The 22,959-nt window shown below is 65.4% G+C and carries 17 protein-coding genes; 6 read left to right on the top strand and 11 right to left on the bottom strand.

Going from position 1 to position 22,959, the window contains the following annotated elements:
- Positions 1 to 8: 8 nt before the first annotated feature.
- Positions 9 to 848, bottom strand: coding sequence for an ABC transporter ATP-binding protein (locus ACMUOY_RS08880; protein WP_413892348.1), 840 nt, complete (start codon positions 846 to 848; stop codon positions 9 to 11).
- A 3-nt stretch (positions 849 to 851) separates the two neighbouring features.
- Positions 852 to 1,976, bottom strand: coding sequence for an MlaE family ABC transporter permease (locus tag ACMUOY_RS08875; RefSeq protein ID WP_413892347.1), 1,125 nt, complete (start codon positions 1,974 to 1,976; stop codon positions 852 to 854).
- 162 nt (positions 1,977 to 2,138) lie between these two features.
- Between ACMUOY_RS08875 and ACMUOY_RS08870 the strand changes: the two genes are divergently transcribed.
- Positions 2,139 to 4,319, top strand: a complete 2,181-nt coding sequence (locus ACMUOY_RS08870; RefSeq protein ID WP_413892346.1) for a PhoX family protein — start codon at positions 2,139 to 2,141, stop codon at positions 4,317 to 4,319.
- 83 nt (positions 4,320 to 4,402) lie between these two features.
- Here ACMUOY_RS08870 and ACMUOY_RS08865 read toward each other — a convergent pair whose 3' ends face one another.
- A complete protein-coding gene (locus ACMUOY_RS08865; protein ID WP_413892394.1) occupies positions 4,403 to 5,596 on the bottom strand; it encodes a murein transglycosylase A in 1,194 nt (397 codons plus the stop codon).
- Between ACMUOY_RS08865 and ACMUOY_RS08860 the strand changes: the two genes are divergently transcribed.
- Entirely contained in the window at positions 5,529 to 5,693 is a 165-nt protein-coding gene (locus ACMUOY_RS08860) for a hypothetical protein (RefSeq protein ID WP_413892345.1), read from the top strand. The genes ACMUOY_RS08865 and ACMUOY_RS08860 overlap by 68 nt on opposite strands.
- Before the next feature lie 25 nt (positions 5,694 to 5,718).
- Here the strand turns inward: ACMUOY_RS08860 and ACMUOY_RS08855 are convergent, their stop codons facing one another.
- Genes ACMUOY_RS08855 through ACMUOY_RS08840 form a run of 4 tightly spaced genes read right to left on the bottom strand, consistent with a single transcriptional unit; the run spans position 5,719 to position 13,325 of the window.
- Complete coding sequence (locus tag ACMUOY_RS08855; protein ID WP_413892344.1) at positions 5,719 to 6,351, bottom strand: response regulator transcription factor; 633 nt, start codon at positions 6,349 to 6,351, stop codon at positions 5,719 to 5,721.
- Between the two features lie 4 nt (positions 6,352 to 6,355).
- Positions 6,356 to 8,413: a sensor histidine kinase gene (locus ACMUOY_RS08850; protein ID WP_413892343.1), complete on the bottom strand. Its 2,058-nt coding sequence runs from the start codon at positions 8,411 to 8,413 to the stop codon at positions 6,356 to 6,358.
- Positions 8,410 to 9,246 (bottom strand): carbon-nitrogen hydrolase family protein, encoded by an 837-nt coding sequence (locus tag ACMUOY_RS08845; protein ID WP_413892342.1) that lies wholly within the window; start codon positions 9,244 to 9,246, stop codon positions 8,410 to 8,412. The genes ACMUOY_RS08850 and ACMUOY_RS08845 overlap by 4 nt, the downstream gene beginning before the upstream one ends.
- Positions 9,243 to 13,325 carry a YhdP family protein gene (locus tag ACMUOY_RS08840; RefSeq protein ID WP_413892341.1) on the bottom strand — a complete coding sequence of 1,361 codons (4,083 nt, stop codon included), beginning with the start codon at positions 13,323 to 13,325 and terminating at the stop codon, positions 9,243 to 9,245. Before ACMUOY_RS08840 ends, ACMUOY_RS08845 begins: the two co-directional genes overlap by 4 nt.
- Before the next feature lie 67 nt (positions 13,326 to 13,392).
- Here ACMUOY_RS08840 and glnE point away from each other — a divergent pair, with 67 nt between their 5' ends.
- Positions 13,393 to 16,182, top strand: a complete 2,790-nt coding sequence (gene glnE / locus ACMUOY_RS08835) for a bifunctional [glutamate--ammonia ligase]-adenylyl-L-tyrosine phosphorylase/[glutamate--ammonia-ligase] adenylyltransferase (RefSeq protein ID WP_413892340.1) — start codon at positions 13,393 to 13,395, stop codon at positions 16,180 to 16,182.
- Positions 16,183 to 16,224: 42 nt separating this feature from the next.
- Here the strand turns inward: glnE and ACMUOY_RS08830 are convergent, their stop codons facing one another.
- Complete coding sequence (locus ACMUOY_RS08830; RefSeq protein ID WP_413892339.1) at positions 16,225 to 17,028, bottom strand: exodeoxyribonuclease III; 804 nt, start codon at positions 17,026 to 17,028, stop codon at positions 16,225 to 16,227.
- On the opposite strand from ACMUOY_RS08830, the gene pyrE reads away from it, so the two are divergent.
- Positions 17,027 to 17,716 (top strand): orotate phosphoribosyltransferase, encoded by a 690-nt coding sequence (gene pyrE / locus ACMUOY_RS08825; protein ID WP_413892338.1) that lies wholly within the window; start codon positions 17,027 to 17,029, stop codon positions 17,714 to 17,716. The two genes, ACMUOY_RS08830 and pyrE, sit on opposite strands and share 2 nt — an antisense overlap.
- A gap of 8 nt (positions 17,717 to 17,724) precedes the next feature.
- Positions 17,725 to 18,402, top strand: coding sequence for a DUF4124 domain-containing protein (locus tag ACMUOY_RS08820; RefSeq protein ID WP_413892337.1), 678 nt, complete (start codon positions 17,725 to 17,727; stop codon positions 18,400 to 18,402).
- A gap of 8 nt (positions 18,403 to 18,410) precedes the next feature.
- Here the strand turns inward: ACMUOY_RS08820 and gatB are convergent, their stop codons facing one another.
- The 3 genes from gatB to gatC are packed head-to-tail and all read right to left on the bottom strand — an operon-like array spanning position 18,411 to position 21,666.
- Complete coding sequence (gene gatB, locus ACMUOY_RS08815; RefSeq protein ID WP_413892336.1) at positions 18,411 to 19,880, bottom strand: Asp-tRNA(Asn)/Glu-tRNA(Gln) amidotransferase subunit GatB; 1,470 nt, start codon at positions 19,878 to 19,880, stop codon at positions 18,411 to 18,413.
- Between the two features lie 2 nt (positions 19,881 to 19,882).
- Positions 19,883 to 21,358 (bottom strand): Asp-tRNA(Asn)/Glu-tRNA(Gln) amidotransferase subunit GatA, encoded by a 1,476-nt coding sequence (gene gatA / locus ACMUOY_RS08810; protein ID WP_413892335.1) that lies wholly within the window; start codon positions 21,356 to 21,358, stop codon positions 19,883 to 19,885.
- An 8-nt stretch (positions 21,359 to 21,366) separates the two neighbouring features.
- The gene (gatC, locus tag ACMUOY_RS08805) at positions 21,367 to 21,666 is read right to left on the bottom strand and encodes an Asp-tRNA(Asn)/Glu-tRNA(Gln) amidotransferase subunit GatC (RefSeq protein ID WP_413892334.1); all 300 of its coding nucleotides are present in this window, start codon (positions 21,664 to 21,666) and stop codon (positions 21,367 to 21,369) included.
- 200 nt (positions 21,667 to 21,866) lie between these two features.
- Here gatC and ACMUOY_RS08800 point away from each other — a divergent pair, with 200 nt between their 5' ends.
- On the top strand, positions 21,867 to 22,910 hold the full coding sequence (locus tag ACMUOY_RS08800; RefSeq protein WP_413892333.1) for a rod shape-determining protein: 1,044 nt from the start codon (positions 21,867 to 21,869) through the stop codon (positions 22,908 to 22,910).
- Positions 22,911 to 22,959 lie beyond the last annotated feature (49 nt).

Raw genomic sequence — 22,959 nt, 5'->3', positions numbered from 1 at the left:
TTTCCTTTTTACACCGTGAACGGGTATTCGCGCAGCAATTCCATCGCGCGCTGGCCCCGTTCGCCGAGGAAAAAATCATGAATGAAGGGGTGCGGGAAGGCAATCACTTCGCGCGGCGGGGCGTTGACGATGATCCGCTGGTCGGCCACCACCGCCACCCGGGTGCTGAGCTCGAACAGCGTGTCGAGGTCGTGCGTCACCATCACCACCGTGAGGCCCAGTTCGTGGTGCAGCGAGCGCAACAGGTTGCAGAAGGCGTCGGCACTCTCGGGGTCAAGCCCGGCCGTGGGCTCGTCGAGCAACAACAGCGGCGGGTCCATGATCAGCGCACGCGCCAGCGCCACGCGCTTGATCATTCCGCCGGACAGCTCGGCTGGCATCTTGTGCGCATGTTTCACGTCCAGCCCGACCATCTGCAGCTTGAGCAGCGCAGCGTCGCGGATCAGGTTGTCGGGCAGACATTTGAGTTCGCGCAGCGCAAAAGCGATGTTCTCCAGCACGGTGAAGGCCGAGAACAGCGCGCCGTGCTGGAACAGCATGCCCACGCGGCTCGCCGCGCCCTTGGCGCCGAGCACCGCCGCCGGCTTGCCCAGCACGGTGACGGTGCCGCGCGAGGGCGTCTGCAGCCCCAGGATCTGGCGCAAGAGCACCGTCTTGCCACTGCCGGAGCCACCCACGATGGCCAGCATCTCGCCGTGCGGCACCGTCAGGTTCAGATCCTTGTGCACCACCATGTCGACGCCGGCGGTGTGGAACACCGACCACAGCCCGCGGATCTCAACCACGGGCGGGCGGACCGGGGATGGCGCGGCGGCCGCGTCGGGTGCGGTGGCGGGTGGCGGCGTCATGCGTCAGATTCCGATGTTCTTGAAGATCACGGCAAACAGCGCGTCGATCAGGATCACCACCGTGATCGAGGTGACCACCGAGGCCGTCGTGCCCTGCCCCAGGCTTTCGGTGTTGGGCTTGACACGCAGGCCGTAATGGCAGCCGATCAGCGCGATCATCAGGCCGAACACCACCGACTTGCCCATGGCCAGCCAGAGGTTGCTCACCATCACCGCGCGCGGCAGGTTGTTGATGAAGTACGAGGGCGTGATGCCCAGCACCAGATCGGCCGCCAGCATGCCGCCCACCAGCGCTGACACCGTCGTCCACAGCGTGATCAGCGGCATGGCCAGCGCCATGGCCATCGCCCGCGGCATCACCAGCCGGAAACCTTGCGGGATGCCCATGACACGCATGGCGTCCAGCTCCTCGGTGACACGCATCACCCCAATCTGCGCGGTGATGGCCGAGCCGGAACGCCCGGCGATCAGCACGGCGGCCAGCACCGGGCCGAGCTCGCGGATCAAGGACAGACCCAGGATGTTGACGATGTAGATCTCCGCGCCGAACAGCCGCAGCTGCTGCGAGGTGAGGTAGGCCAGCACCACCCCGATCAGGAAGCCGACCAGCGCGGTGATCGGCAGCGCGGTGGCGCCGATTTGATAGATGTGCCCGGTGACGTCACGCCAGGGGCCGTCGCGCGGGTCACGGACCAGGCGCATCAGGTCCAGCATGAGCTGGCCGATCAGACGCAAGAGGTCGCGGGCATGGTCGGTCAGCTTGAACAGCAACTCGCCCAGGCCCAGAAAGTATTCCCACAGCGTGCGCCGCCGATAAGGTGGCGGCACCACCGCGAAGCGGGCCACCCGCTCCAGCATGGCTCTTTGATCGGGCAGCACTTCCAGTTGCGCCGGCCACTGGTGGCCCCAATGGTTCCACAGCGCCTGCGCACCCAGATGATCCAGCCGCTGCAGGTCGCGCAGGTCCCAGCGGATCCCGGGCTCCGCCTTCAGTGCCGCCAGGCTGGCCTCGACCGCGGACCATACACCCGGCATCGTCAGCTGCGCGGCCGTCCAGCGGCCCAGCGTGCGCGCGACCGGGCCCTGCGGCGCGGGCTCTCGGGCGATGCGGGGGACGTTTTCCTCCATGGATCAGACAAGCCACAGCGTGAATCGAACCGGCATGGTACCAAGTTGAACCCCGCCGGGACGGGCGGGCCGCACCGTTGCCGGCGCAGGACCGTCACAAGGCGGTCACAAACACTCGAAAGAATCCCCCCCTATCGCATCTTTCAACCTGGAGTTATATCAATGACGAATCACACGCTGTCACCGACCCGCGCATCCGAATACGACGACAACGAGATCGTCAACCTCACTGCCAACGCCCACATGGACGACATCCTCGTGGTGAGACTGAGCCGGCGAAGCGCACTCAAGGGCGGCGTCAGTGTCACCGCCGGCGCCCTGCTGGGGGGGCTGGGCCTGTCCGCCTGTGGCGGGGATGACGATCCGGTGCCCGACGCTTCCAAGGCGCTGGCACTGGGCTTCACCGCCGTGGCCAAGAACCTGAACGACCTGGTGACCGTTCCCGAGGGCTACCAGGTCAGCATCCTGCATGCCTTGGGTGATCCGCTGCACTACGGCGACGAGTCGTGGAAGGACGACGGCAGCGAAAGTGCCGAGTCCTACAACCGCCGCGTGGGCGATGGCCATGACGGCATGTACTTCTTCGGCCTGACCGAAGACGGAAAATACGACGCTGCCCGCTCCGACCGCGGCCTGCTCGCCGTCAACCACGAATACGTCGTGCAGCCCTACAGCCTGCACCCGGCCGGCATCACGGCGGGTGCCGCCCGGGTGGCCGGCGAAGTGGAAAAGGAAATCTATGCGCACGGCGTGAGCGTGGTGGAAGTCAAGCGCGGGACCGGCAGTGACATGAGCATGGTGCGCGGCTCGCGCTTCAACCGCCGTGTCACCTCCGCCACCGAGATGGTGTTCACCGGCCCGGCCAAGGGCAGCGCGCTGGTCAAGACCAGGTTCTCCACCGATGGCCTGAAGACCCGCGGCACCAACAACAACTGCGCCAACGGATACACGCCTTGGGGCACTTACGTCACTTGTGAAGAGAACTGGCTCAACGTCGTCTCGCGCGCCGCTGGCGACAACGCCCAACGCGCGGCCAAGGAAATTGCCGGTCTGAACCGCTACGGCCTGCCGGAGAACCGAAAGAGCCCTTACCTCTGGGACACGGCGGGCACGGACGATCTGTTTGTTCGCTGGACCTCATCAGTCACCGGCGCCACAGCGGCAGATGACTACCGCAATATCGCCAACACCTTCGGCTGGGTGGTCGAGATCGACCCCTTCAACCCCGCCGCCACGCCAGCCAAGCGCACGGCACTCGGTCGCATGAACCACGAAGGCGCCTGGCCGGCACCCGCCGTGGTCGGCCAGCCGATCGTGATGTACATGGGCGACGATGCCCGCAACGAGTACATCTACAAGTTCGTCTCCAAGGCGGTGTGGGATGCCAAGGACGTCAATGGCGGCATGGCCGCCGGGGCCAAGTACCTCGACGAAGGCACGCTGTATGTCGCAAAGTTCAATGCCGACGGCTCGGGTCAATGGCTGGAACTGAGCTTCGGCAAGAACGGCCTGGACGCCAGCAACGCCACCTACGCCTTTGCCGACCAGGCCGACGTGGTGACGCACGCCCGCATTGCCGCCGACATCCGCGGTGCCACCAAGATGGACCGCCCGGAATGGGGCGGTGTGAACCCGCTCAATGGCGAGGCGTACATGACCCTCACCAACAACAGCAACCGCGTGGCCACCACCGCAACGCCCACCGGCAGCCAGCTCAAGCCCGATGCCGCCAATCCGCGCTACTACGAAGACATGAAGGGCACGACCTCGCAGAAGGGCAACCCGAACGGCCACATCATCCGCTGGCGCGAGGCGGGTGGCAGCGTCGCAGCCACCAGCTTTGCCTGGGACATCTACCTGTTTGCAGCCCAGTCCGATGCCGCCGCCGACGTGAACCTGTCAGGTCTGAGCGCCGTCAACGATTTCTCCAGCCCTGACGGCCTGTACTTCGACCCGCGCGGCCTGCTGTGGATCCAGACCGACGACGGCGCCTACACCGACGTGACCAACTGCATGATGCTGGCCGCCGTGCCGGGCAAGGTGGGCGATGGCGGCGCAGCGACCGCCGCCGGCGGCACCGCGACCTTGAAGGGTGCGAACGCCACCGCCGATACGGTGCGCCGCTTCCTGGTCGGACCGAAGGACTGCGAAATCACCGGCATCGCCGTGACGCCGGACGGCAAGACCCTGTTTTTCAACGTCCAGCATCCGGGTGAGAACGGCACGCTGGCCGCCATGACCAGCCATTGGCCCGCCAGCCAGACGGCAACCGGTTCGGCCAAGCGCCCACGCTCCGCGACTGTCGTGGTCACGCGCAAGGACGGCGGCGCTGTAGGCATCTGAGTTTCAAAAGGCAGGGAGGCAAAGCGTGGCCAAGGGGCCCCGCTTTTTTTCTGCATCCCAAAGCGCCTGCCTGGCGGATCCAGCTACCTGGGCCACAGCACCCACATCCGTAGCGGCTGCTTGAGCCGCCCGGCGAGTTCCCCCGCCTCGGCCCCCCAGCCCGCGAACCAGTCTGCGCGCACCGCACCGACGATGGCACTGCCGGTGTCCTGGGCCATCACAAGCCGGTTCAGGCTGGTCTGCGGACCGTTGGACACAAGCCAGACAGGCGTGCCGTAAGGGATGCTTTGCGGATCCACCGCAATGGAGCGCCCTGGTGTCAGCGGCACCCCCTGCGCGCCACGCGGGCCAAAGGCGGCGTCCAGGCCCGTGAGTGGCTCTTCGCGGAAGAACACCACCCGGGGGTTGCTCCACAGCAGCGCCTGGGTGCGCTGCGGGTTCTGCGCCAGCCAGGCCTTGATGCCTGGCCAGGACGCATCGCGCACCGCGCCCTGGTCCAGCAGCCAGCGGCCAACGCTCTGGTAGGGCTGGTCGTTGGTGCCGGCATAGGCCATGCGCACCATGCGCACGCTGCCGTCGGGCTCGGTCACGCGCAGACGGCCCGAGCCCTGGATCTGCAGCATCAGCGCATCGATCGGATCCGCCAGCCAGGCGATCTCGCGCCCAGCCAGGGCCGCACGCGGCTCGGGCAGGGTGTCGATCTCCTGGCGCGTGTACCAGGGCCGGCGCGCGCCCAGATTGGCCGGCGGGCGGTAGAGGGGCACGGTGTAGCCCGCTCGCGCCTTGCGCGAGGCGTCAAAAACCGGTTCGAAATAGCTGGTCAACAGGCCGTCCGCCGGCCCGGACAGGGGCTCGATACGGTAGGGCTGCAGCCGCGCGCGCAGCCAGGCGCGCTGCTCGTCGGCACTGGCGATGCTGAGCTGACGCACGTCCGCACAAAGGGAAGCCAGCGAGCCTGGGCGCTCGCAGCTCTTGACCCAGGCGTTCCAGGCCTCGTGCAGCGGGTCTTGCTCGAAGCCCGGCAGCTCGGCCCAGCGCACCGGCACCCAGCGGCTCCTGGCCTGCAGGATCGGGGGCGGCAGGGGCGCCCTGTCGTCGTCTGCGATCTGCGGCGACGCGGGCGCGGGCGCGGCCGGCGGCGGTGACGTGGCGCAACTGGCCAGCGTTCCTACAATGGCGGCTCCACCGAGTTGCCAAAGGAGTCGTCTGATGGGTCTGATCTTGCTAGAAGCGCTGGGTGCCTTGCTGCTGCTGGTGCTGATCGTCTGGTGGACGATGTTCGCCGGCCGCAAGGGCGGCGAACCGCCCGCGCGTGAAGATGGCGGGGTGCCAACGGCCGCCCCAACCAAAAAATCCGAAGAAAAGTCGCCCTGACCCAGCATCAGATGTTGATTGTTTGCTACATTTGTCGCAGCAAATTGGCCAGCTCGACGGCCGACTTGACGTCCATTTTGTCGAACACCCTGGCACGGTGCACTTCGACCGTGCGCACGCTGATGTCGAGTTGATCCGCGATCAGCTTGTTCGGCAAGCCTTCGACCACGAGACGCATCACATCGCACTCACGCTCGGTCAGTTCGCCAAGCTGAGCTTGCAGGCGCTCCTTGCGGGCGCTCACCTCCAGCACCGCAGCCGATTGCGCCAGCGCCTGCTCGATTCGGTCCACCAGCGCATTGTCGGAAAAGGGTTTTTCGCAGAAGTCAAAGGCGCCGCGCTTGACCGCATCCACGGCGGTGGGCACGTCGGCATGACCGGTCAGGAAAATCACGGGCAGCCTGTCGACGAGGCCGCGCTCCAGCAACCGGTCGAACAAGGCCAGCCCGCTCAGCCCTGGCATGCGAACATCGAGCATCAGGCAGGCGGGCTGCCGGCCCAGGTCCGAGCCCGGACGGGCGAGCATCGCCTCAAACGCCTCGGCGCTTTCGAATGCCTCACTCGGCAGTCGGCGCGACCGCAGCAGCCAGGCGAGCGCCTCGCGCACGCTGACATCGTCGTCGACGATGAAGACCATGCCATTCAGAACCGGTTGCATCGGATCATTCTATCGAGGGCACTTTGGCCTTGCGGTTGGCCACGGCCGGCAGCGTGAACCGGAAGACCGTTCCGCTGGGGGTGTTGGGCACGAAGTCCAGGTAGCCTCCATGCTGTTCGACCACCGTGCGGCACAGGCTCAGGCCGAGGCCCATGCCCTCGGTCTTGGTCGTGAAGAACGGGGTGAAGAGCTGGCGGGCCACGTCTCCAGGAATGCCAGCGCCCCCATCGGCCACCGAGAATTCCAGCCAGCGGTTGCCTTCTGCAGATGCCGCCCGGCGCACCCGAAACTCCAGCGGACGATCGCGCAGGTCGGGCAGATCCATGGCCTGCATCGCATTGCGCGCCAGGTTGAGCAGCACCTGCTCGACCATGATGCGGTCGCACAGCACATCCGGCAAGCCGTCGTCAACTTCGACTCGCACCCGCACCTGCAACTTGCGCGCCTGCAGGCTCACCAGCGGCATGATGTCGTTCAGCAGCGCATTCGGTGACACTTCCTCGCGCAGCTGGTCGCGTCGGCGGACGAAGTCGTGCACGCTGCGGATCACCTTGCCCGCGCGCTCGGCCTGCTCGGCGATCCGGCGAAGGGCCAATTGCAGGTCGGACCCTTTGGCCAGTCCCGGTTCAAGGCCGGGGGCCGTGTCCTGCAGCAGGTTCAACGACCCCGTCGCGTAGCTGGCGATCGCGGCCAAGGGCTGGTTGAGCTCGTGGCTCAGGAGCGAGGCCATCTCGCCGACAGTGGCCAGCCGCGCCGTGGCCTGCAGGCGTTCCTGGCTGGCGCGCTGCAGCTCCTCGACCCGCCGCTGCTCGCTGATGTCCAGCAGCGCGCTCATCCAGCCCGTCTGGCGCCCCAGCACATTGATCAGCGGCGCCTCGATGATGAGCACCGGAAAACGACGACCATCCTTGCGCATGAACACCGATTCAAAGCCCTCACGAGCCGGTGCGTGGTTGTGCTCGAGCCGAATCGCCTGGCGCTGCTGGTACTCGTCGGCCAGCTCCGGCGGCCAGTAAGGCGCCGGAGAACCGCGTCCGAGCAGTTCACCCGCGCTGAATCCCACCATCTCGCAAAACGCGGGGTTGACATAGGTGGTGCGACCTTGGAGGTCACGCGCGCGCAGTCCGGTCACCAGCGAGTCCTCCATGGCCTTGCGAAAGGCCAGCGCATCGGCAAGGTCACGCTCGGCCTTCTGCCGTCGGCGCATGTCGTTGCGAAGCAGCACCAGGACCGAAACCAGCGCGATCGACATCGCGGTGACCAGGGCGGTGAGCACGTTGGGGAACAGGTCGGGCGCCGAGCGCCATCCGTCCATGCGCAGCACCAGCGTGTTGCCCGGCAGGTCCAGCAGCTGCTGGGCCGTGAAGACCCGGTTGCCCCGGCGCACCGAACCATGGAGCGCCAGTCGGGTGCCGTCCGCCTCCGTGAACGAGACTTCCTGGCTGCGGGTGTAGGCCTGTCCGATCATTTCGGACAAGATGCCCTGCAGCGAATAGGTGGCCACGACATAGCCACTGAGGCGCCCGGCCGTCACCAGGGGCATGCACATCTCCATGACCTCCATCCCGAGGCCATCGGACTGCGGCACGAAGTAGCTGGCCGAATAGGCCGGCCCGTTGTACTTGCGTGCGGTCAGGCAGGCCTGCGCGATGTCGGCCCTGGCGTTGTCGCGCCCCATGCGGTCGAAGACGGGCGCGCGGAAAGGTGAATCGACACCGGCGAGCAAAGCCAGGCCGGGATCGCGCCACTCCAGCCGCGACCACTCCCTGTGCTCGTGCAGCATCGAGGCGGCATCGACCGACCAGCTGCCCGGCGTCGGACTGCCCGCATACAAGGACTGCAAGGCCTGCACGTTGCGCGTGAGCGCACTGCGGATGTCGCTGACCGCATCGGCCGTGTCGCGCTCGAGCCTTTCCTGCACCTGGCTGATTTCATAGCGTCCCGCCAGCCAGACCAGCATCACCAGCAGACCCGCCACCAGCAACACCAAAGCCAGCCAGAGGGATCCCCGACGATCCGACGGATGCGCACGCAGCCAGGCCGGAAACGGTGGGCGTTTCACAGGCGCCGATGCTCCAGCGCGGGCAACTGGGCCCGGCAACGGGCCAACTGGCGGGCATCAAGGTCTGCGAGCACCACGCCCTCGCCGTCGGCTTCACGGCGCGCCAGGATGGCTCCCCATGGATCCACCACCATGGTATGGCCCCAGGTGCGCCGACCGTTCTCGTGCAGCCCCCCCTGCGCGGCCGCCGCGACGCAGGCCAGGTTCTCGACGGCGCGCGCACGCAACAGCAACTCCCAGTGGGCCTGTCCGGTGCCATGGGTAAATGCACTGGGCACCAGCAACAGATCGGCGCCCTGCGCCGTGTAGTGCCGGTAAAGCTCCGGGAAGCGCAGGTCGTAACACACGCTGAGGCCCACCCGCCAGACGTGCCCGTCCACCGACGGCAGTTCAAACAGTTGCGGCAGGGCACCCGCCTGCAGCACCCGCGCCTCGTCATAGCGCTCGGCTCCATTGTCGAAGCGAAACAGGTGCATCTTGTCGTAGCGCGCCGCGCAACGCCCGTCGGGCGCAAAGACCAGCGCGCTGTTGAAGACGCGGTCCGCCTGCGGCGGGACTTCGGAGCCCTCCACCGTCAGCGGCAGGGTTCCGCCGACGAGCCACACACCATGATCGCGTGCCATCCCCGACAGAAACCGCTGGATCGGCCCACAGCCGAACGGCTCCTGGATGGCCAGCTTGTCCGTGTCGCGCTGGCCCAGCAGGCAAAAATACTCAGGCAGAACGGCGAGTTCTGCGCCCCCGCGGGCGGCCTCGGCGATAAGTTCACCGGCCCGATCGAGGTTGTCCGCCAATCGGGTGGACGACACCATCTGGATGGCCGCCACTTTCATGGCCTGGCAACCTCCGGCTTCTCGGCCGAAGACGGCGTTCGCGCCACCTTGGTCACGCGAGGATCGGTCCAGGTGCCGTCCACATGGAATTCCTGCGTCGCCGCCTGCATCATCGGGCGGCGCAGGACCAGCTGCGCCAGCACGGTGCCCAGTCCGAGCGCCGGGTTGATCGCGGTCGCAACGAGCGAGGCCGTTAGGCCATCGATCTCGGGCACGACGATCACGCGCAGATCCTGCGTCTCACGGTCGATATCGGCACTCCCTTCCATCAGCACGGCGGCATTCACCCCCTTCATCTGCAGATTGTTGGTCCGGGCAATGCCTTTGCTGATGGCCACGTCGCCCCGGACGAAGTCGAATGCAAAACCCTCACTGAAGACGTCGCGGAAATCCAGGGTGAGCCGCCGCGGCAGCGACTGCAGACTCAGCACCCCGAACAGCTTGGCGATGCCGGGGTCCGCCTTCAGGAACTGGCCGGACTCCACGCTCAGGTTGAATTGCCCGTCCAGGCTGGGGTAGTCAGGCGACAACGGCGAGCCCTGCCAGCCCACCTGGCCTTCGATCTTTCCCTTGCCCCGGCGAATCACGTCTTTCATTCCCAGACGCGCCAGCAGAATGCCGGCATCGGCGATGTCGAGTCGGAAGTTCATGTCCATGCGCCGGCGGTCACCGTCGCGTCGCTGCGGCGCCGGCGCACCCGCTGATCCTGTTGCCACCGCAGCCCACGCACCGCTGGCCGAGAGGCTGGCCTCGGGCATCGTGAAATTGAGCTTGTTCAGGCGCCACTCCCGGGGACCGGACTCGCGCGGTGTGCTGCCCGCACCACGGTTGATGGCTTCAATCTCGACCCGCCCCAGCTTCTTGCCGCGCAACTCGAAATCGTCGACCACGATGTCCAGCGCCGGGATGGATGTGGGCTGCTTGTCGAGCAGTTCCTCTACGTCGCGCGCAGCGGCCGGCGCCAGCGCCAGACGCGAAAGCCGCGCATAGACGCGTCCATCACCCGCACCCGAAGGCTGACGGTATTCCACGTAGCCGTTGAGCTGGTCCGCACTCACGTTCGCGCGCCAGTTCATGCCATCGCGGCTGCCCCCGATCACCACGCGCTGGAAGGTTCGCCCACCGGCGATCAGCTCGTTCGCCCGCACCGCCATGACCGTTGGAAAGTAACCCTGGGCCGATCCAGAACCGCCACCCGGCGCGTCGGTACTCGCCAGCGAAACGCCCGCTGCGCTGGACATCACAGCCTCCCAGGAGTCGATGTTCAGGCTCGCCAGATTGATGTTTGCGGCGACACCACGTTCGGGTAGCGGCGCGGATTCCCCGGCAGCCAGGCCGAAGCCGATACTGCCGCGCAGGACACGTGGCTCCGTGCCCGACAGGTCGCGCACAAAGGTGAGTGAGGCCAGGCGTCCGAGCTCCACCAGCAACTGGTCCTGCTTCGAAGCCGGGCCTGAAGCCGCAGGCCGCGCGATCAGCGTGTTCTCGTAACGAAGGGGCAGCACTGTGTCAGCCGCCTTTCCAAGCGGCAGGGGCAGGTTCAGACCCAGCCCCTGCAGGTTGCTCGAAAGCATCAGCTCGGGCACGCCATCGCGAAACCCCAGGCTTCCGGAATAGGCGGTGCCTCCGGTTGCATGGCGGGCCAGCCGCGAAAAGAAGCCCAGCTCCGTCGCCTGGCGCAGCCCGTCGGCCGTGACCGTGCCTTGCGCCCGCAGGAGAACCACCGACTCGGCACCCGTGGCGCCGGCTCGCGTCCCACCCTCCAGGCGCAGGTCGCCACCGAGCATGCGGGCCTGCCCTCCGATGATCTGGAACCCACTGTCGGAAAACGTGACGAGCCCGCGCGCCTTGGCCATCAGGGGCGTGTCGGGTGTCATGCGGACGTCGTTGCCGGCCAGCGTCACGGTGCCCTGCACTTTCGAACGCTCCAGCGTCGCCAAGGGAAGCTGCAAACGGAACCTGCCTGTCGCCTCGCCATTGACCGAAGCATGGGACAAAGCGTCTCCGGTCATCTGGCTGATGGGGGATTTGTTCACCACGGTCAGCAGCGAGGGGGCCGGTCCACGAATGTCCGCGCTGACAATGACGGTTGTCGTGTTCATGAAGTCGGGAATCTGTGCTTCGATTCGGCTGAGCTGCAACCCTTCGGCTTGCACCATGCGTGCGTTGGCACCGATCACCCGCATGCTGGCGCGGTCGAAGACCAGTTCGCCGGTGAGGCTGGTCAGCATCGGCCAGGGCGCCTGGCCCTGCGGCTGCAGCCCCGGCGGCACGTAGGCATAGTCCAGGTTGCGCACCTTCCCGGCGAACCGGAACTCACCCGATCGCGGGTCCGCGAAGGGAATGTCGTTCAGATCCCCCTTGATCCTGACCAGCAGATCGTTGACCTCACCTTTGAGCACCGAATCGCGCACGTAGTGGCGCACGTCGGCGGGGATACCCAGGGGAAGATAGCGGTGAACCCGCGCGCCGTCCGCGCGGCTGAACGAGCCCTTGAGATCAATCACACCAGGAAAGCGCGCCGCTCCGGCCCGATCGCTGGTGCGCCAGCTGCCCGAAAGCTCGCCTTGCGCATCGGAATTGGCAAACCGGACACTCAGCTGGCGCACTTCGATGCTGTCGCCCTTGACCTGCCACTGCGCATCCGCGGCCAGCGTCTCAACGGGAATCAAAGGGTCCTCGAAAGCGCCGGGAAAGAACAGGGTCCCGCGCGCGATCACCAGCCGCCCTTTGCCGCCGGTCTGATTCATGTCGACCTCGAGCGTGGCCCCCTGCACACCCGGCCAGTCGCCGACGGTTGACGTGACGCCCGGCTTTGCGGCGCCACCGTCCATTGCATGTGCCGACCGGACATCCAGCCCGGAAATCTTCGCACGAAGTTCGTAGGTTTCGGGCCGGGCCGTCTCGCCCTGCCAACGCGCCTGCACGGTCTCGACCAGACCCTTGACCGGATGCCCGCTGATCAGCGCATGGGTTGCCGTGGCCAGCGGCAGACGCCCCGCAATCTGGCTGACGGCGGCAAGGTCCAGCCGGTCGGCACGCAACTCGCTGCGCGCCGGTGCCCGCCCCTGGGCAGTGGAATGCGAGAACAGCAGATTGCCACCCGGCCAGAGCAGCCCGTCGCGCGTCTGAAATTGCAGGCCTTCGGTCTGGATCTCGAATCCGCCCACCGGCGCGCGGGCGCCAATCCGGCCGGTCAGCGTCAGGAATTCCAGCGGCTCCAGGCCCGTGCCCAGGCGGGCGGCCGCATCCACCAGCGCGACGTCGGCAACGCCCCCGACCCACTCCCCCTTGCTGATGTCCGCCCAGATCCGCAGCGCGCCCCGACCTCTCTGCAGGGCAACCCCTTCGCCCAGACTGAAGTTGGGGAAGATTCGGGCGATCTCCACCCGCGCAAAGTTCGCAAATACCTGGCCCTGCCAGTCCATCCAGCGACCCGGCTTGCCCGCCAGCAGCGGGCGCCGGAAACGGCCGACCAGTTGCAGGCGATCGCCCCAGCCCTCCGGAAGCACAGCATCGACCCGGAAGTCGTGGCTGCGAACACCGTTGCGCATGAGGAAATCCAACTGGCTGAGGATCAGGGGCTCGGACGCCTGCTGCTCATCAACCCAGCGCACGCTCGCATTGCGGATGACGAATTCATGCTGGGCGAAGAACCAGTCGGCGACCGGCGAATCGGTGTCCTGCGCCGACTTGATCAATGGCAGCCCGGCCACATAGATGCGTCCGTCGGCGCTGCGCCGCACTTCCAGAGTCGGCTCGTCGATGAAAAGCTGATCGAAGTCCAGGCGAAACAGCGAAGCTGCCGACAGTGAAGCCAGCACCCTGGGCAAGCGCAGGGTCTCTCGGCCTTGCGCATCGAACAGGCGCACGTCACGCAATTCGAAGGAAGGCACCATCCCGCCGGAACGCGCCTCGATCTCGCCGACCCGCACCGGCACCCCGAGTGCACCAGAAGCCATGGACTCCAGCCTCGGGCGGAAATCGGCGATTCGCGGCACAATGAAATAATGCACCGTCACCCATGCAAGCAACAGCAAGACCAGCGCCGCCAGCAGAAGCCGCACGATCCAGCGCATGGCGGAAGCGGATGCCCTAGCCAGCGGTGATGGGGACGGCGTCAAGTCATTCATTGGGCACTTGGATATGACAGGAATTATCACCGGCGCCGCTGCCGACGCTGCGCCCCAACCGGGTCGATCCAGCCTGGCGGGACCCGCAGACACGGGCATCGGCGCGGGAGATCCGGTAGCCGCGGCCGAGGCGGGATCGCGCTTCTTCCAGCGCTTGCAGCGGCGGTATGCGTCGCAGCTTCCCCTGCTGCCCGCGGGTGCGCCCACTCCCCCGAGCATCGCCACGACCTTCGCCACGCTGCGCGCTCAGGGAAACCCGCCGGGTGCTGCGCTGCGCATCCTGCGTCAGCTGGTCATGCACCGCCTGATCGTCCTGGACTGTGCGCAGCAAGCTCTTGATGTCATCACTCACGGCGTCACCGCGCTGGCGGAATTCGCGCTGGACGTGGCCTGCAACGAGGTGTTCACGGAACTCGATGCCCGCCACGGGGCGCCGATGTCCTCCCTCGGCAAACGCGCGCAGCTGTGGGTTGTCGGCATGGGCAAGCTCGGTGCGCGCGAGCTCAATGTTTCGAGCGACATCGACCTGATCTACATCTACGACGAAGACGGCGAAACAACCGGAACGCCGGACGGCCGCGGCCGGATCTCCAACCAGGAGTATTTTTCCCGCGCGGTACGTCTGATCTTCGGATTGATCGGCGACACCACCGAGCACGGCTTCGTGTTTCGGGTGGATCTGGCGCTGCGACCCAACGGCAATTCGGGGCCGCCCGCCGTGTCGCTGGGCGCCCTTGAAGAGTATTTCCAGGTGCAGGGGCGCGAATGGGAGCGATTCGCGTGGCTGAAGAGTCGGGTGATCGCACCACGCGAGGCGATCGATTCCGGTTCGGCCCGCGTCCTGGGCGGCACCGTTCTGCCATTCGTGTTTCGCCGTTACCTGGATTACAACGTCTTCGAGTCCCTGCGCACCTTGCACCGGCAGATCCGCGATCACGCGACGCGACGCAGCGCAGGCCATCCGGAACGTGCCAATGATGTCAAGCTGTCGCGCGGCGGGATCCGCGAGATCGAATTCACCGTCCAGCTGCTGCAGGTTGTGCGCGGTGGGCAGTTTCCGGAACTTCGCACACGCCCGACGCTGGATGCCCTGCAGAGGCTGGCACGCGCCGGGTTGATGCCTCAGGCCACCGCACAGGCGCTTGCCGACGCCTATGTCTTCCTGCGCCGCGTCGAGCATCGCATCCAGTATCTGGACGACCAGCAGACCCATGTTCTGCCGACGCAGGACAGCGATCTGGGCTGGATTGCATCAACGCTCGGATTTGCGAGCTGCTGTCCTTTCCTATCCGAACTGGACCGCCATCGCGAACTGGTGGCGCAGGAGTTTGACAAGTTGCTGGCTGGCGCCGGCGAGCAGGAATGCAAGGGTTGCAACGGAAATGGCAAGAGCCTGCCATCCGACTTCGAAGCTCTTCTGGAGCATCTGCCCGAAGCCTTGCGCGAGCGCATCCGGCACTGGTGCGTACACCCTCGTGTGGCCGCCCTTCGTGACGATGCGCGCGTCCGTCTGATCCGCCTCATACAGCGCACCGCCCTGTGGGTTCGAGAGGGGCGCATCAGCGAGGAGGCCGCGGTGCGGCTGGTGGACTGGATCGAGCCCCTGCTGCGGCGCGAAAGCTACCTCGCGATGTTGCTGGAGCGTCCGTCAGTGCATGAGCGCCTGCTGCGGCTGCTGGGTTCGGCCCGCTGGCCGGCACACTACCTGCTGCAGCATCCTGGCGTGATCGACGAGTTGGCCAGCGATTTCATGCTGGAAGAACGGTTCAGCGCCAGCGATTTCGAGCGTGAACTCGAGGATCGCCGCAACGCCTTGCGCCGAACCGGTGAGGACGACGAGGAGGGCCTGCTCAACCTGCTGCGCCGCGCCCACCACGCCGAAGTCTTTCGAACGCTGGCACGCGACGTGGAAGGTCACCTGAGCGTGGAGCAGGTCGCTGACGACCTCAGCGCGATGGCCGACATCGTGCTGCGCGTCACTGCACGCTGGTGCTGGGAGCGCCTGCGCAACAAGCATCGGGATGAACCACAGTTCGGCATCATCGGCTACGGCAAGCTGGGGGGCAAGGAGCTCGGATACGGCAGCGACCTCGATATCGTCTTCGTCTACGAGGACGACGACGAACGTGCGCCGGAAACCTATTCGGCCTTCGTGCGAAAGCTGATCAACTGGCTGACCGTCAAGACCGGGGAGGGAGACCTCTTCGAGATCGACACAGCGCTGCGCCCCAATGGCGGCTCCGGCCTGCTGGTGACCACGTTTGAGGCCTATGCCAATTACCAGCAGCAGCGCGGCAGCAACACCGCCTGGACCTGGGAGCACCAGGCCATGACCCGCGCCCGGTTTGTTCTGGGCAGCGAACCCCTGCGGGAGCGGTTCGACGCCGTTCGTCTAGCGGTCATTGGCGCCACGCGCGACACGAAGGCATTGCACGACGAGATCGTGGCCATGCGCGAACGGGTGCGTTCGGCCCACCCCGTGGCGGCCGATCGATTTGACGTGAAACACAGCATCGGCGGCATGGTTGATGCCGAGTTTGCGATGCAATTCCTGGTGCTTTCAAAGACCGCAACGCACCCGGAACTGGCGGACAACGTGGGCAACATCGCCTTGATGCACCGTTCCGAACAGGCAGGGCTTGTTCCGCAAGGTATCGGAAGCGCGGCGGCTGATGCCTACCGTGAACTGCGGCGCGTCCAGCATCGGGCCCGGCTCAATGAGGAGCCCACGCAGGTGGCGCCACGGGAGCTTGCCACCGAACGCGATGCCGTCACCGCTTTCTGCAAGGCCGTGTTTGGATGATCACTCACGGTGTGCTCGTGCTTTCGCCGCAGGCCTGACGCTTCAGAGGGCGAGGTCGTACTCGATGGTCAGCGGCGCGTGGTCGCTGAATTTCTCGCCTTTGTAGATGGCTGCTCTACGGGCCTTGTCCGCGATGGAGGGGCTGGCCAGCTGGTAGTCCAGCCGCCACCCGACGTTCTTTGCATAGGCCTGCCCCCGGTTGCTCCACCAGGTGTAGGCCGCATCTGTCGCCGTCGGCTCCAGGCGCCGGTAGACGTCGACCATATTGCCCTCTTGCAGGAGCTCCGTCACCCATTGCCGCTCCAGGGGGAGAAAACCGCTGTTCTTCTGGTTGCTGCGCCAGTTCTTCAGGTCGATTTGCTGGTGCGCGATGTTGACATCGCCGCAAAGTACAAATGCCCGCCGGGGATGCAGGGCGTCCAGGTGCGGACGAAACACGTCGAGAAACCGGTACTTGGCTTCCTGGCGCTCAGGGCCGGAGGATCCGCTGGGGAAATAGGCGCTGATGATGGACAGTGCACGCTTCGGTGTGTCGAACCGCAACTCCAGATAGCGTCCTTCGGCGTCGAATTCGGCCGACCCGAACCCGGCAATCACCTCGCTGGGCTCGTGCCGTGAATACACCCCGACGCCCGAGTACCCCTTTTTGTCCGCAAAATGAAAGTAGCCCTTCAGCCCGGCCAGTTCGTCGAAGCGCCCGATGACATCCGGCGCCTGGGCCTTGACTTCCTGTACGCAAATACAATCCGCACGATGCTGGCGCATCCACGGTTCAAGCCCCTTGGTCGTGGCGGATCGGATGCCGTTGAGATTGAGGCTGGTCAACTTGAACAAGGATATCCCCATGGTGTTTGATTCGGATCGTGCCGACGGCAACGCGATTGCACTGGAATTTGTCCAGTTTGCGGTGGAGTCCGGGGCCCTGCGTTTCGGAGAGTTCAAGACCAAAGCCGGACGCATGTCCCCCTACTTCTTCAATGCCGGCCTGTTCGATGATGGCGCCAAACTGGGCCGGCTTGCGCAATTCTATGCAAAGGCCCTGATCTGCAGCGGCATTGAGTTCGACATGATTTTCGGCCCGGCCTACAAGGGTATCCCGCTCGGTGCTGCGGTGGCCATCGAACTGGCGAGGCTCGGGCGCAACGTTCCGTTTGCCTACAACCGCAAGGAGGCCAAGGATCATGGCGAGGGCGGCACGCTGGTGGGCGCCCCGTTGAAGGGCCGGGTGCTGATTGTGGACGACGTGATGTCGGCCGGCACGGCTGTTCGGGAATCGATCGCGATCATCCGCTCGGCGGGGGCCATCCCCCATGCGGTGGTCATCGCCCTGGACCGGCAGGAAAAAGCCACCGAAAACGGTGTCGACGTCGATCACAGCGCCGTGCAGTATGTCCGCAATCAACTGGGGCTGGAGGTCTGCGCGATTGCGCGGCTGGCGGATTTGCTGCACTATCTCTCCGCCCGTCCCGGTGGGGAGATCGCCGACCACCACGCACGGGTTCTTGCCTACCGGCAGCGTTACGGCGTGGAGTAGATCCGGAAGTGAATCCAACGATTCGAAGCCTCGCCACAGCATTGTTGCTGTCATTCGCCACCATCACGGCGGCGCAGTCGGCCGGCATCTACACCTGCGTGGACGCCAAGGGGCGAAAGATCACCTCGGACCGTCCGATCGTGGACTGCATCGATCGCGAGCAGGTGGAGCTCAATCCGAGCGGAACGGTGCGGCGCAAGGTCGGCCCATCTCTGACCGCTGAAGAGCGTGCGGCGGAAGAGGCGAAGGAGCGGGAGGCGGCAGAAGAGCGGGCCCGGCGGGTGGAAGAAAAGCGGAGGGACCATGCCTTGCTGGTTCGTTATCCCTACCGATCGGTACACGATGCGGAGCGCCGTGAGGCGCTGGCCCAGATTGACGTGGTGATCAAGGCCGCCCAGCAGCGGCTGACCGAATTGCAGCAGCAGCGAAAAAAGATCGACACCGAGATGGAGTTCTACAAAAAGGACCCTTCAAAGGCACCGCCTTCCCTTCGCCGACAGATCGAGGACAACGCGCAGAGCACCAGCGTCCAGATCCGTTTCATCGCCGACCAGGAGGAAGAGAAGAAGCGCGTCAACGCGCGCTTCGACGAAGACCTGGTGAAGCTGGAGAAGTTCTGGGCCCTTTCACCGCCCAAACCAGGGCCCGAATCCAACCGGACTGGCGCATCCAGGCCCGTGCGCTGACGGGCGGCTCAACCGATTTTCTGGCGAAGCAGATCGTTGACCTGCTGGGGGTTGGCCTTGCCCTTGCTGGCCTTCATGATCTGGCCGACCAGCGCATTGAAAGCCTTGTCCTTTCCGGCCCTGAACTGCGCGACGTTGTCGGGATTGGCAGCAACGACCTCGTCGATGATCCGTTCGAGTTCGCCGGCATTGTTCATCTGCTTCAGGCCGCGCGCTTCGATGATGCCGTCCGCCTCCTGCCCTTCGGCATTCCACAAGGCCTCAAACACCTGGCGGCCCGCGGCGTTGGAGATCGTGCCATCAGCGATGCGGACGATCAACCCAGCCAGTTGCGCCGAACTGACCTTTGATTGCTCGATGCCCGTTTCACCTGCATTCAGACGGCGCGACACCTCGCCCATGATCCAGTTGCTCGCCAGTTTGGGCTGTCCGCTGGCCTGGGCTGTCGCCTCGAAGTAGGCCGCCATGGCCTTGCTCTGGGTCAGCGTGGTGGCATCGTATTCAGGCAGCGCATAGGTCGAGACGAAACGTTGGGCCATCACGCGCGGCAGTTCGGCCATTTCCGAGCGCACGCGTTCGACCCATCCCGGTGCGATCACCAGAGGCGGCAGATCGGGGTCGGGGAAGTAACGGTAGTCAGCGGCGTCTTCCTTGGTGCGCATCGCCCGGGTTTCGCCGGTGTCGGGGTCGAACAGCACGGTTGCCTGCTGGATCGGCCTGCCATCCTCGATCTCCTCGATCTGCCAGCGGATCTCGTAATCGATTGCCTGCTGCATGAACTTGAAGCTGTTCAGGTTCTTGATTTCGCGCCGCGTGCCCAGCGGTGCGCCAGGCCTGCGCACGGAAACGTTGGCGTCGCAACGGAAACTGCCTTCCTGCATGTTGCCGTCGCAGATCCCGATCCAGGTCACGATCTTGTGCAACTCCTTGGCATAGGCCACGGCTTCGGCGCTGGAACGCATGTCGGGCTCGGTCACGATTTCCAGCAGGGGGGTGCCCGCGCGGTTCAGGTCGATGCCGCTTTGCCCGACGAAATCCTCATGCAGTGACTTGCCCGCGTCCTCTTCGAGGTGGGCACGCACCAGGCGGACGGATTTCTTTTCGTCGCCCAGGAAGAATTCGACCGCGCCGCCTTGCACCACCGGGATTTCGAACTGGCTGATCTGGTAGCCCTTGGGCAGGTCCGGATAGAAGTAGTTCTTGCGCGCAAAGATGCTGCGCGGCGCGATATGGGATCCCACGGCGAGGCCGAATTCGATGGCGCGTTCGACCGCACCCCGGTTCATGACGGGCAGCGTTCCGGGCAACGCCAGGTCGACGGCGCAAGCCTGGGTATTGGGCTCGGCGCCAAAGGCGGTGGGTGCGCGGCTGAAGATCTTGGACTGCGTGGACAGCTGCGCGTGGGTCTCGAAGCCAATGACCACTTCATAGCCGCGCACAAGCAGGGATTTCAAGGAGGGGGTTGCAGGCGTGCTCATGCTCAGACTCCCTCGGGTTTGCGGGAATGGAAATCGGTGGCTTGCTGCAGACGATGCGCGGCGTTCAGCAGGCGGGACTCGGTGAAATAGTTTCCGATCAGCTGCAGCCCCACAGGCATCGCGCCGTCGCCAAACCCGGCGGGGACGCTCATGCCGGGCAAACCCGCCAGCGAGGCCGGCAACGTGAAAATGTCCGCCAGATAGTCGGCCAGCGGATCATTGCCATGCCCACCGAGCTTCCAGGCCACGGTGGGCGCGACGGGGCCGGCGATCAGGTCACAGCTCTTGAACGCCTGCTGGAAATCGTCGGCGATCATCCGGCGGATCCTCTGCGCCTGCAGGTAATAGGCGTCGTAGTATCCATGGCTCAGCACATAGGTGCCGATCATGATGCGACGTTTGACCTCGTCGCCGAAGCCTTCGGCGCGCGTCTTCTTGTACATGTCCACCAGATCGGCGAACGCCTTCGCGCGATGCCCGAATTTCACGCCGTCGAATCGGCTCAGGTTGGAACTGGCCTCGGCCGGAGCAATGATGTAGTAGACCGGGATCGACAGCTCGGTGCGCGGCAAAGAGATCGGCACCAGACGGGCTCCCATCTTTTCAAACTCTCCGAGGACGCCTTCGACGGCAGTCCGTACGTCGGCCGAGAGCCCTTCGCCGAAGAACTCCTTCGGAATGCCGATGCGCAGGCCATCGATGCTGTCGTTCAGCGAACGAGCGAAGTCTTCGGTCGGCAGATCCAGCGAGGTCGAATCCCGGTCCGGGTCCGGTCCGCACAGATTCGAAAGCAGCAAGGCGCAGTCCTCGGCCGAGCGCGCCATCGGTCCGGCCTGATCCAGGCTCGACGCAAAGGCGATCATGCCGTAGCGCGATGCCCGGCCATAGGTCGGCTTGATGCCGGTGATTCCGCAAAACGACGCCGGCTGGCGGATCGACCCCCCGGTATCGGTCCCGGTGGCGGCCGGCGCCAGACGCGCGGCCACGGCGACGGCGCTGCCGCCCGAAGATCCGCCTGGCACGCGCGCGAGATCCCACGGATTGCACGCCGGCTGGTAAGCCGAATTCTCGTTGCTGGATCCCATTGCAAACTCGTCGCAATTGAGCTTGCCCAGCGTCACGACACCGGCGTCGGCGAGCTTGCGCACCACGGTCGCATCAAATGGCGACCGGTAGCCCTCCAGCATTCTTGAGCCCGCGGTGCTCGGAAGATCTTTTGTGACGAAGATGTCCTTGTGCGCCAGGGGCACGCCTTCCAGCGGCCCAGCCGTTCCCGCAGCAAGGCGCGCATCGGCGGCCCGTGCCTGGTTCATCGTGACCTCTTCGTCAATGGCCAGAAAGGCGCCGAGAGACTCATGCGACCGGGCGCGGCCCAGGAAATGCTGCGCCGCCTCGACAGCAGATACCTGGCCGGCGCGAAGGCTGGCCGCCAGTTCGGCAACGCCGAGATCGTGCAAGGGTTTGCTGGCTGAATGCATCTGCGGCCTCATTCGATGACTTTGGGGACGAGAAACAGGCCGCGCTCGACGGCCGGCGCACTGCGCTGGTTCGCCTCCCGCTGGTTCGGTTCACTGGCCACATCGGCCCTCAGGCGCAACGCAACGTCCTGAATCACCGCGACCGGATGGGCCAGCGGCTCCACGCCGGTCGTGTCGACGGCACGCATGGCCTCCACGATGCCGAAAAAACCATTGATCTGAGTGAGCATGCGCTCACTTTCATCCGGATGCAGTTCAAGTCGGGCCAGATTGGCGATCCGGGCGATGTCATCGGGGGTCAGGGACATGGAAGAAACTTTGGAAACGGGGTGTAAAGGTCAGACCGCGGGCTCAGCCATACGGGTTATTCAGAGGCAATGCGGTATTATCCCGCCTTTGGTGCAACACCCGCGAAACCGACGGCTTTTGCGCGGAAAATCCACTTTCTTGAATCGATTAACAGGGCGATGCCTGGCCGACGCGCCATTCATGCCCGAGAGGACTTGTCATGTTAGGTTCCTTCCGTCGGTACTTCTCGTCCGACCTGGCCATTGACCTTGGCACAGCCAACACGCTGATTGTCGTTCGCGACAAGGGCATCGTGCTCGACGAACCTTCGGTCGTTGCCATCCGCCACGAAGGCGGCCCCCAAGGCAAGAAGACCATCCAGGCGGTTGGGAAGGAAGCCAAGGCCATGCTGGGCAAGGTGCCCGGCAATATTGAGGCGATCCGCCCGATGAAGGATGGCGTGATTGCCGACTTCACCGTCACCGAGCAGATGCTCAAGCAGTTCATCAAGATGGTGCTGCCGCGTGGCGTGTTCCGGCCCAGCCCGCGCATCATCATTTGCGTGCCTTGCGGCTCGACCCAGGTGGAACGCCGTGCGATCCGTGAATCGGCGCTGGGTGCTGGCGCCTCCGAGGTCTATCTGATCGAGGAACCGATGGCGGCCGCGATCGGCGCCGGCCTTCCGGTCAGCGAAGCCAGCGGCTCCATGGTGGTGGACATCGGTGGCGGCACCACCGAAGTCGGCGTCATCTCGCTGGGCGGCATGGTCTACAAGGGCAGCGTGCGCGTCGGTGGCGACCGCTTTGACGACGCCATCATCAACTACATCCGCCGCAACTACGGCATGCTGATCGGCGAGCCCACCGCCGAGGCGATCAAGAAGAGCATCGGCTCCGCGTTCCCGGGCTCCGAAGTCAAGGAAATGGAAGTCAAGGGGCGCAACCTGTCGGAGGGCGTTCCGCGCAGCTTCACGATTTCCAGCAACGAGATCCTGGAAGCCCTGACCGACCCACTGAACCAGATCGTCTCAGCCGTCAAGACGGCCCTGGAGCACACTCCCCCCGAACTGGGCGCCGACATCGCCGATCGCGGCATGATGCTGACCGGCGGTGGCGCCCTGCTGCGCGACCTCGACCGCCTGCTGGCCGAAGAAACCGGCCTGCCCGTGCTGGTGGCAGAAGAGCCGCTGACCTGCGTCGTGCGCGGCTGCGGCATGGCGCTGGAGCGCATGGACCGCCTGGGCAGCATCTTTACCAGCGAGTAGGCACCGGGCGACCGCGCAACCCGCCGACGGCCACCCGTGGGCGGGCCGG

Origin of the sequence: Candidatus Skiveiella danica, from assembly GCF_022705245.1 — a bacterium.
In the GTDB taxonomy this organism is placed as follows: domain Bacteria; phylum Pseudomonadota; class Gammaproteobacteria; order Burkholderiales; family Burkholderiaceae_C; genus Skiveiella; species Skiveiella danica.
Note: the sequence above shows the minus strand (reverse complement) of the source record. Positions and strands in the feature narration are given on the sequence as shown.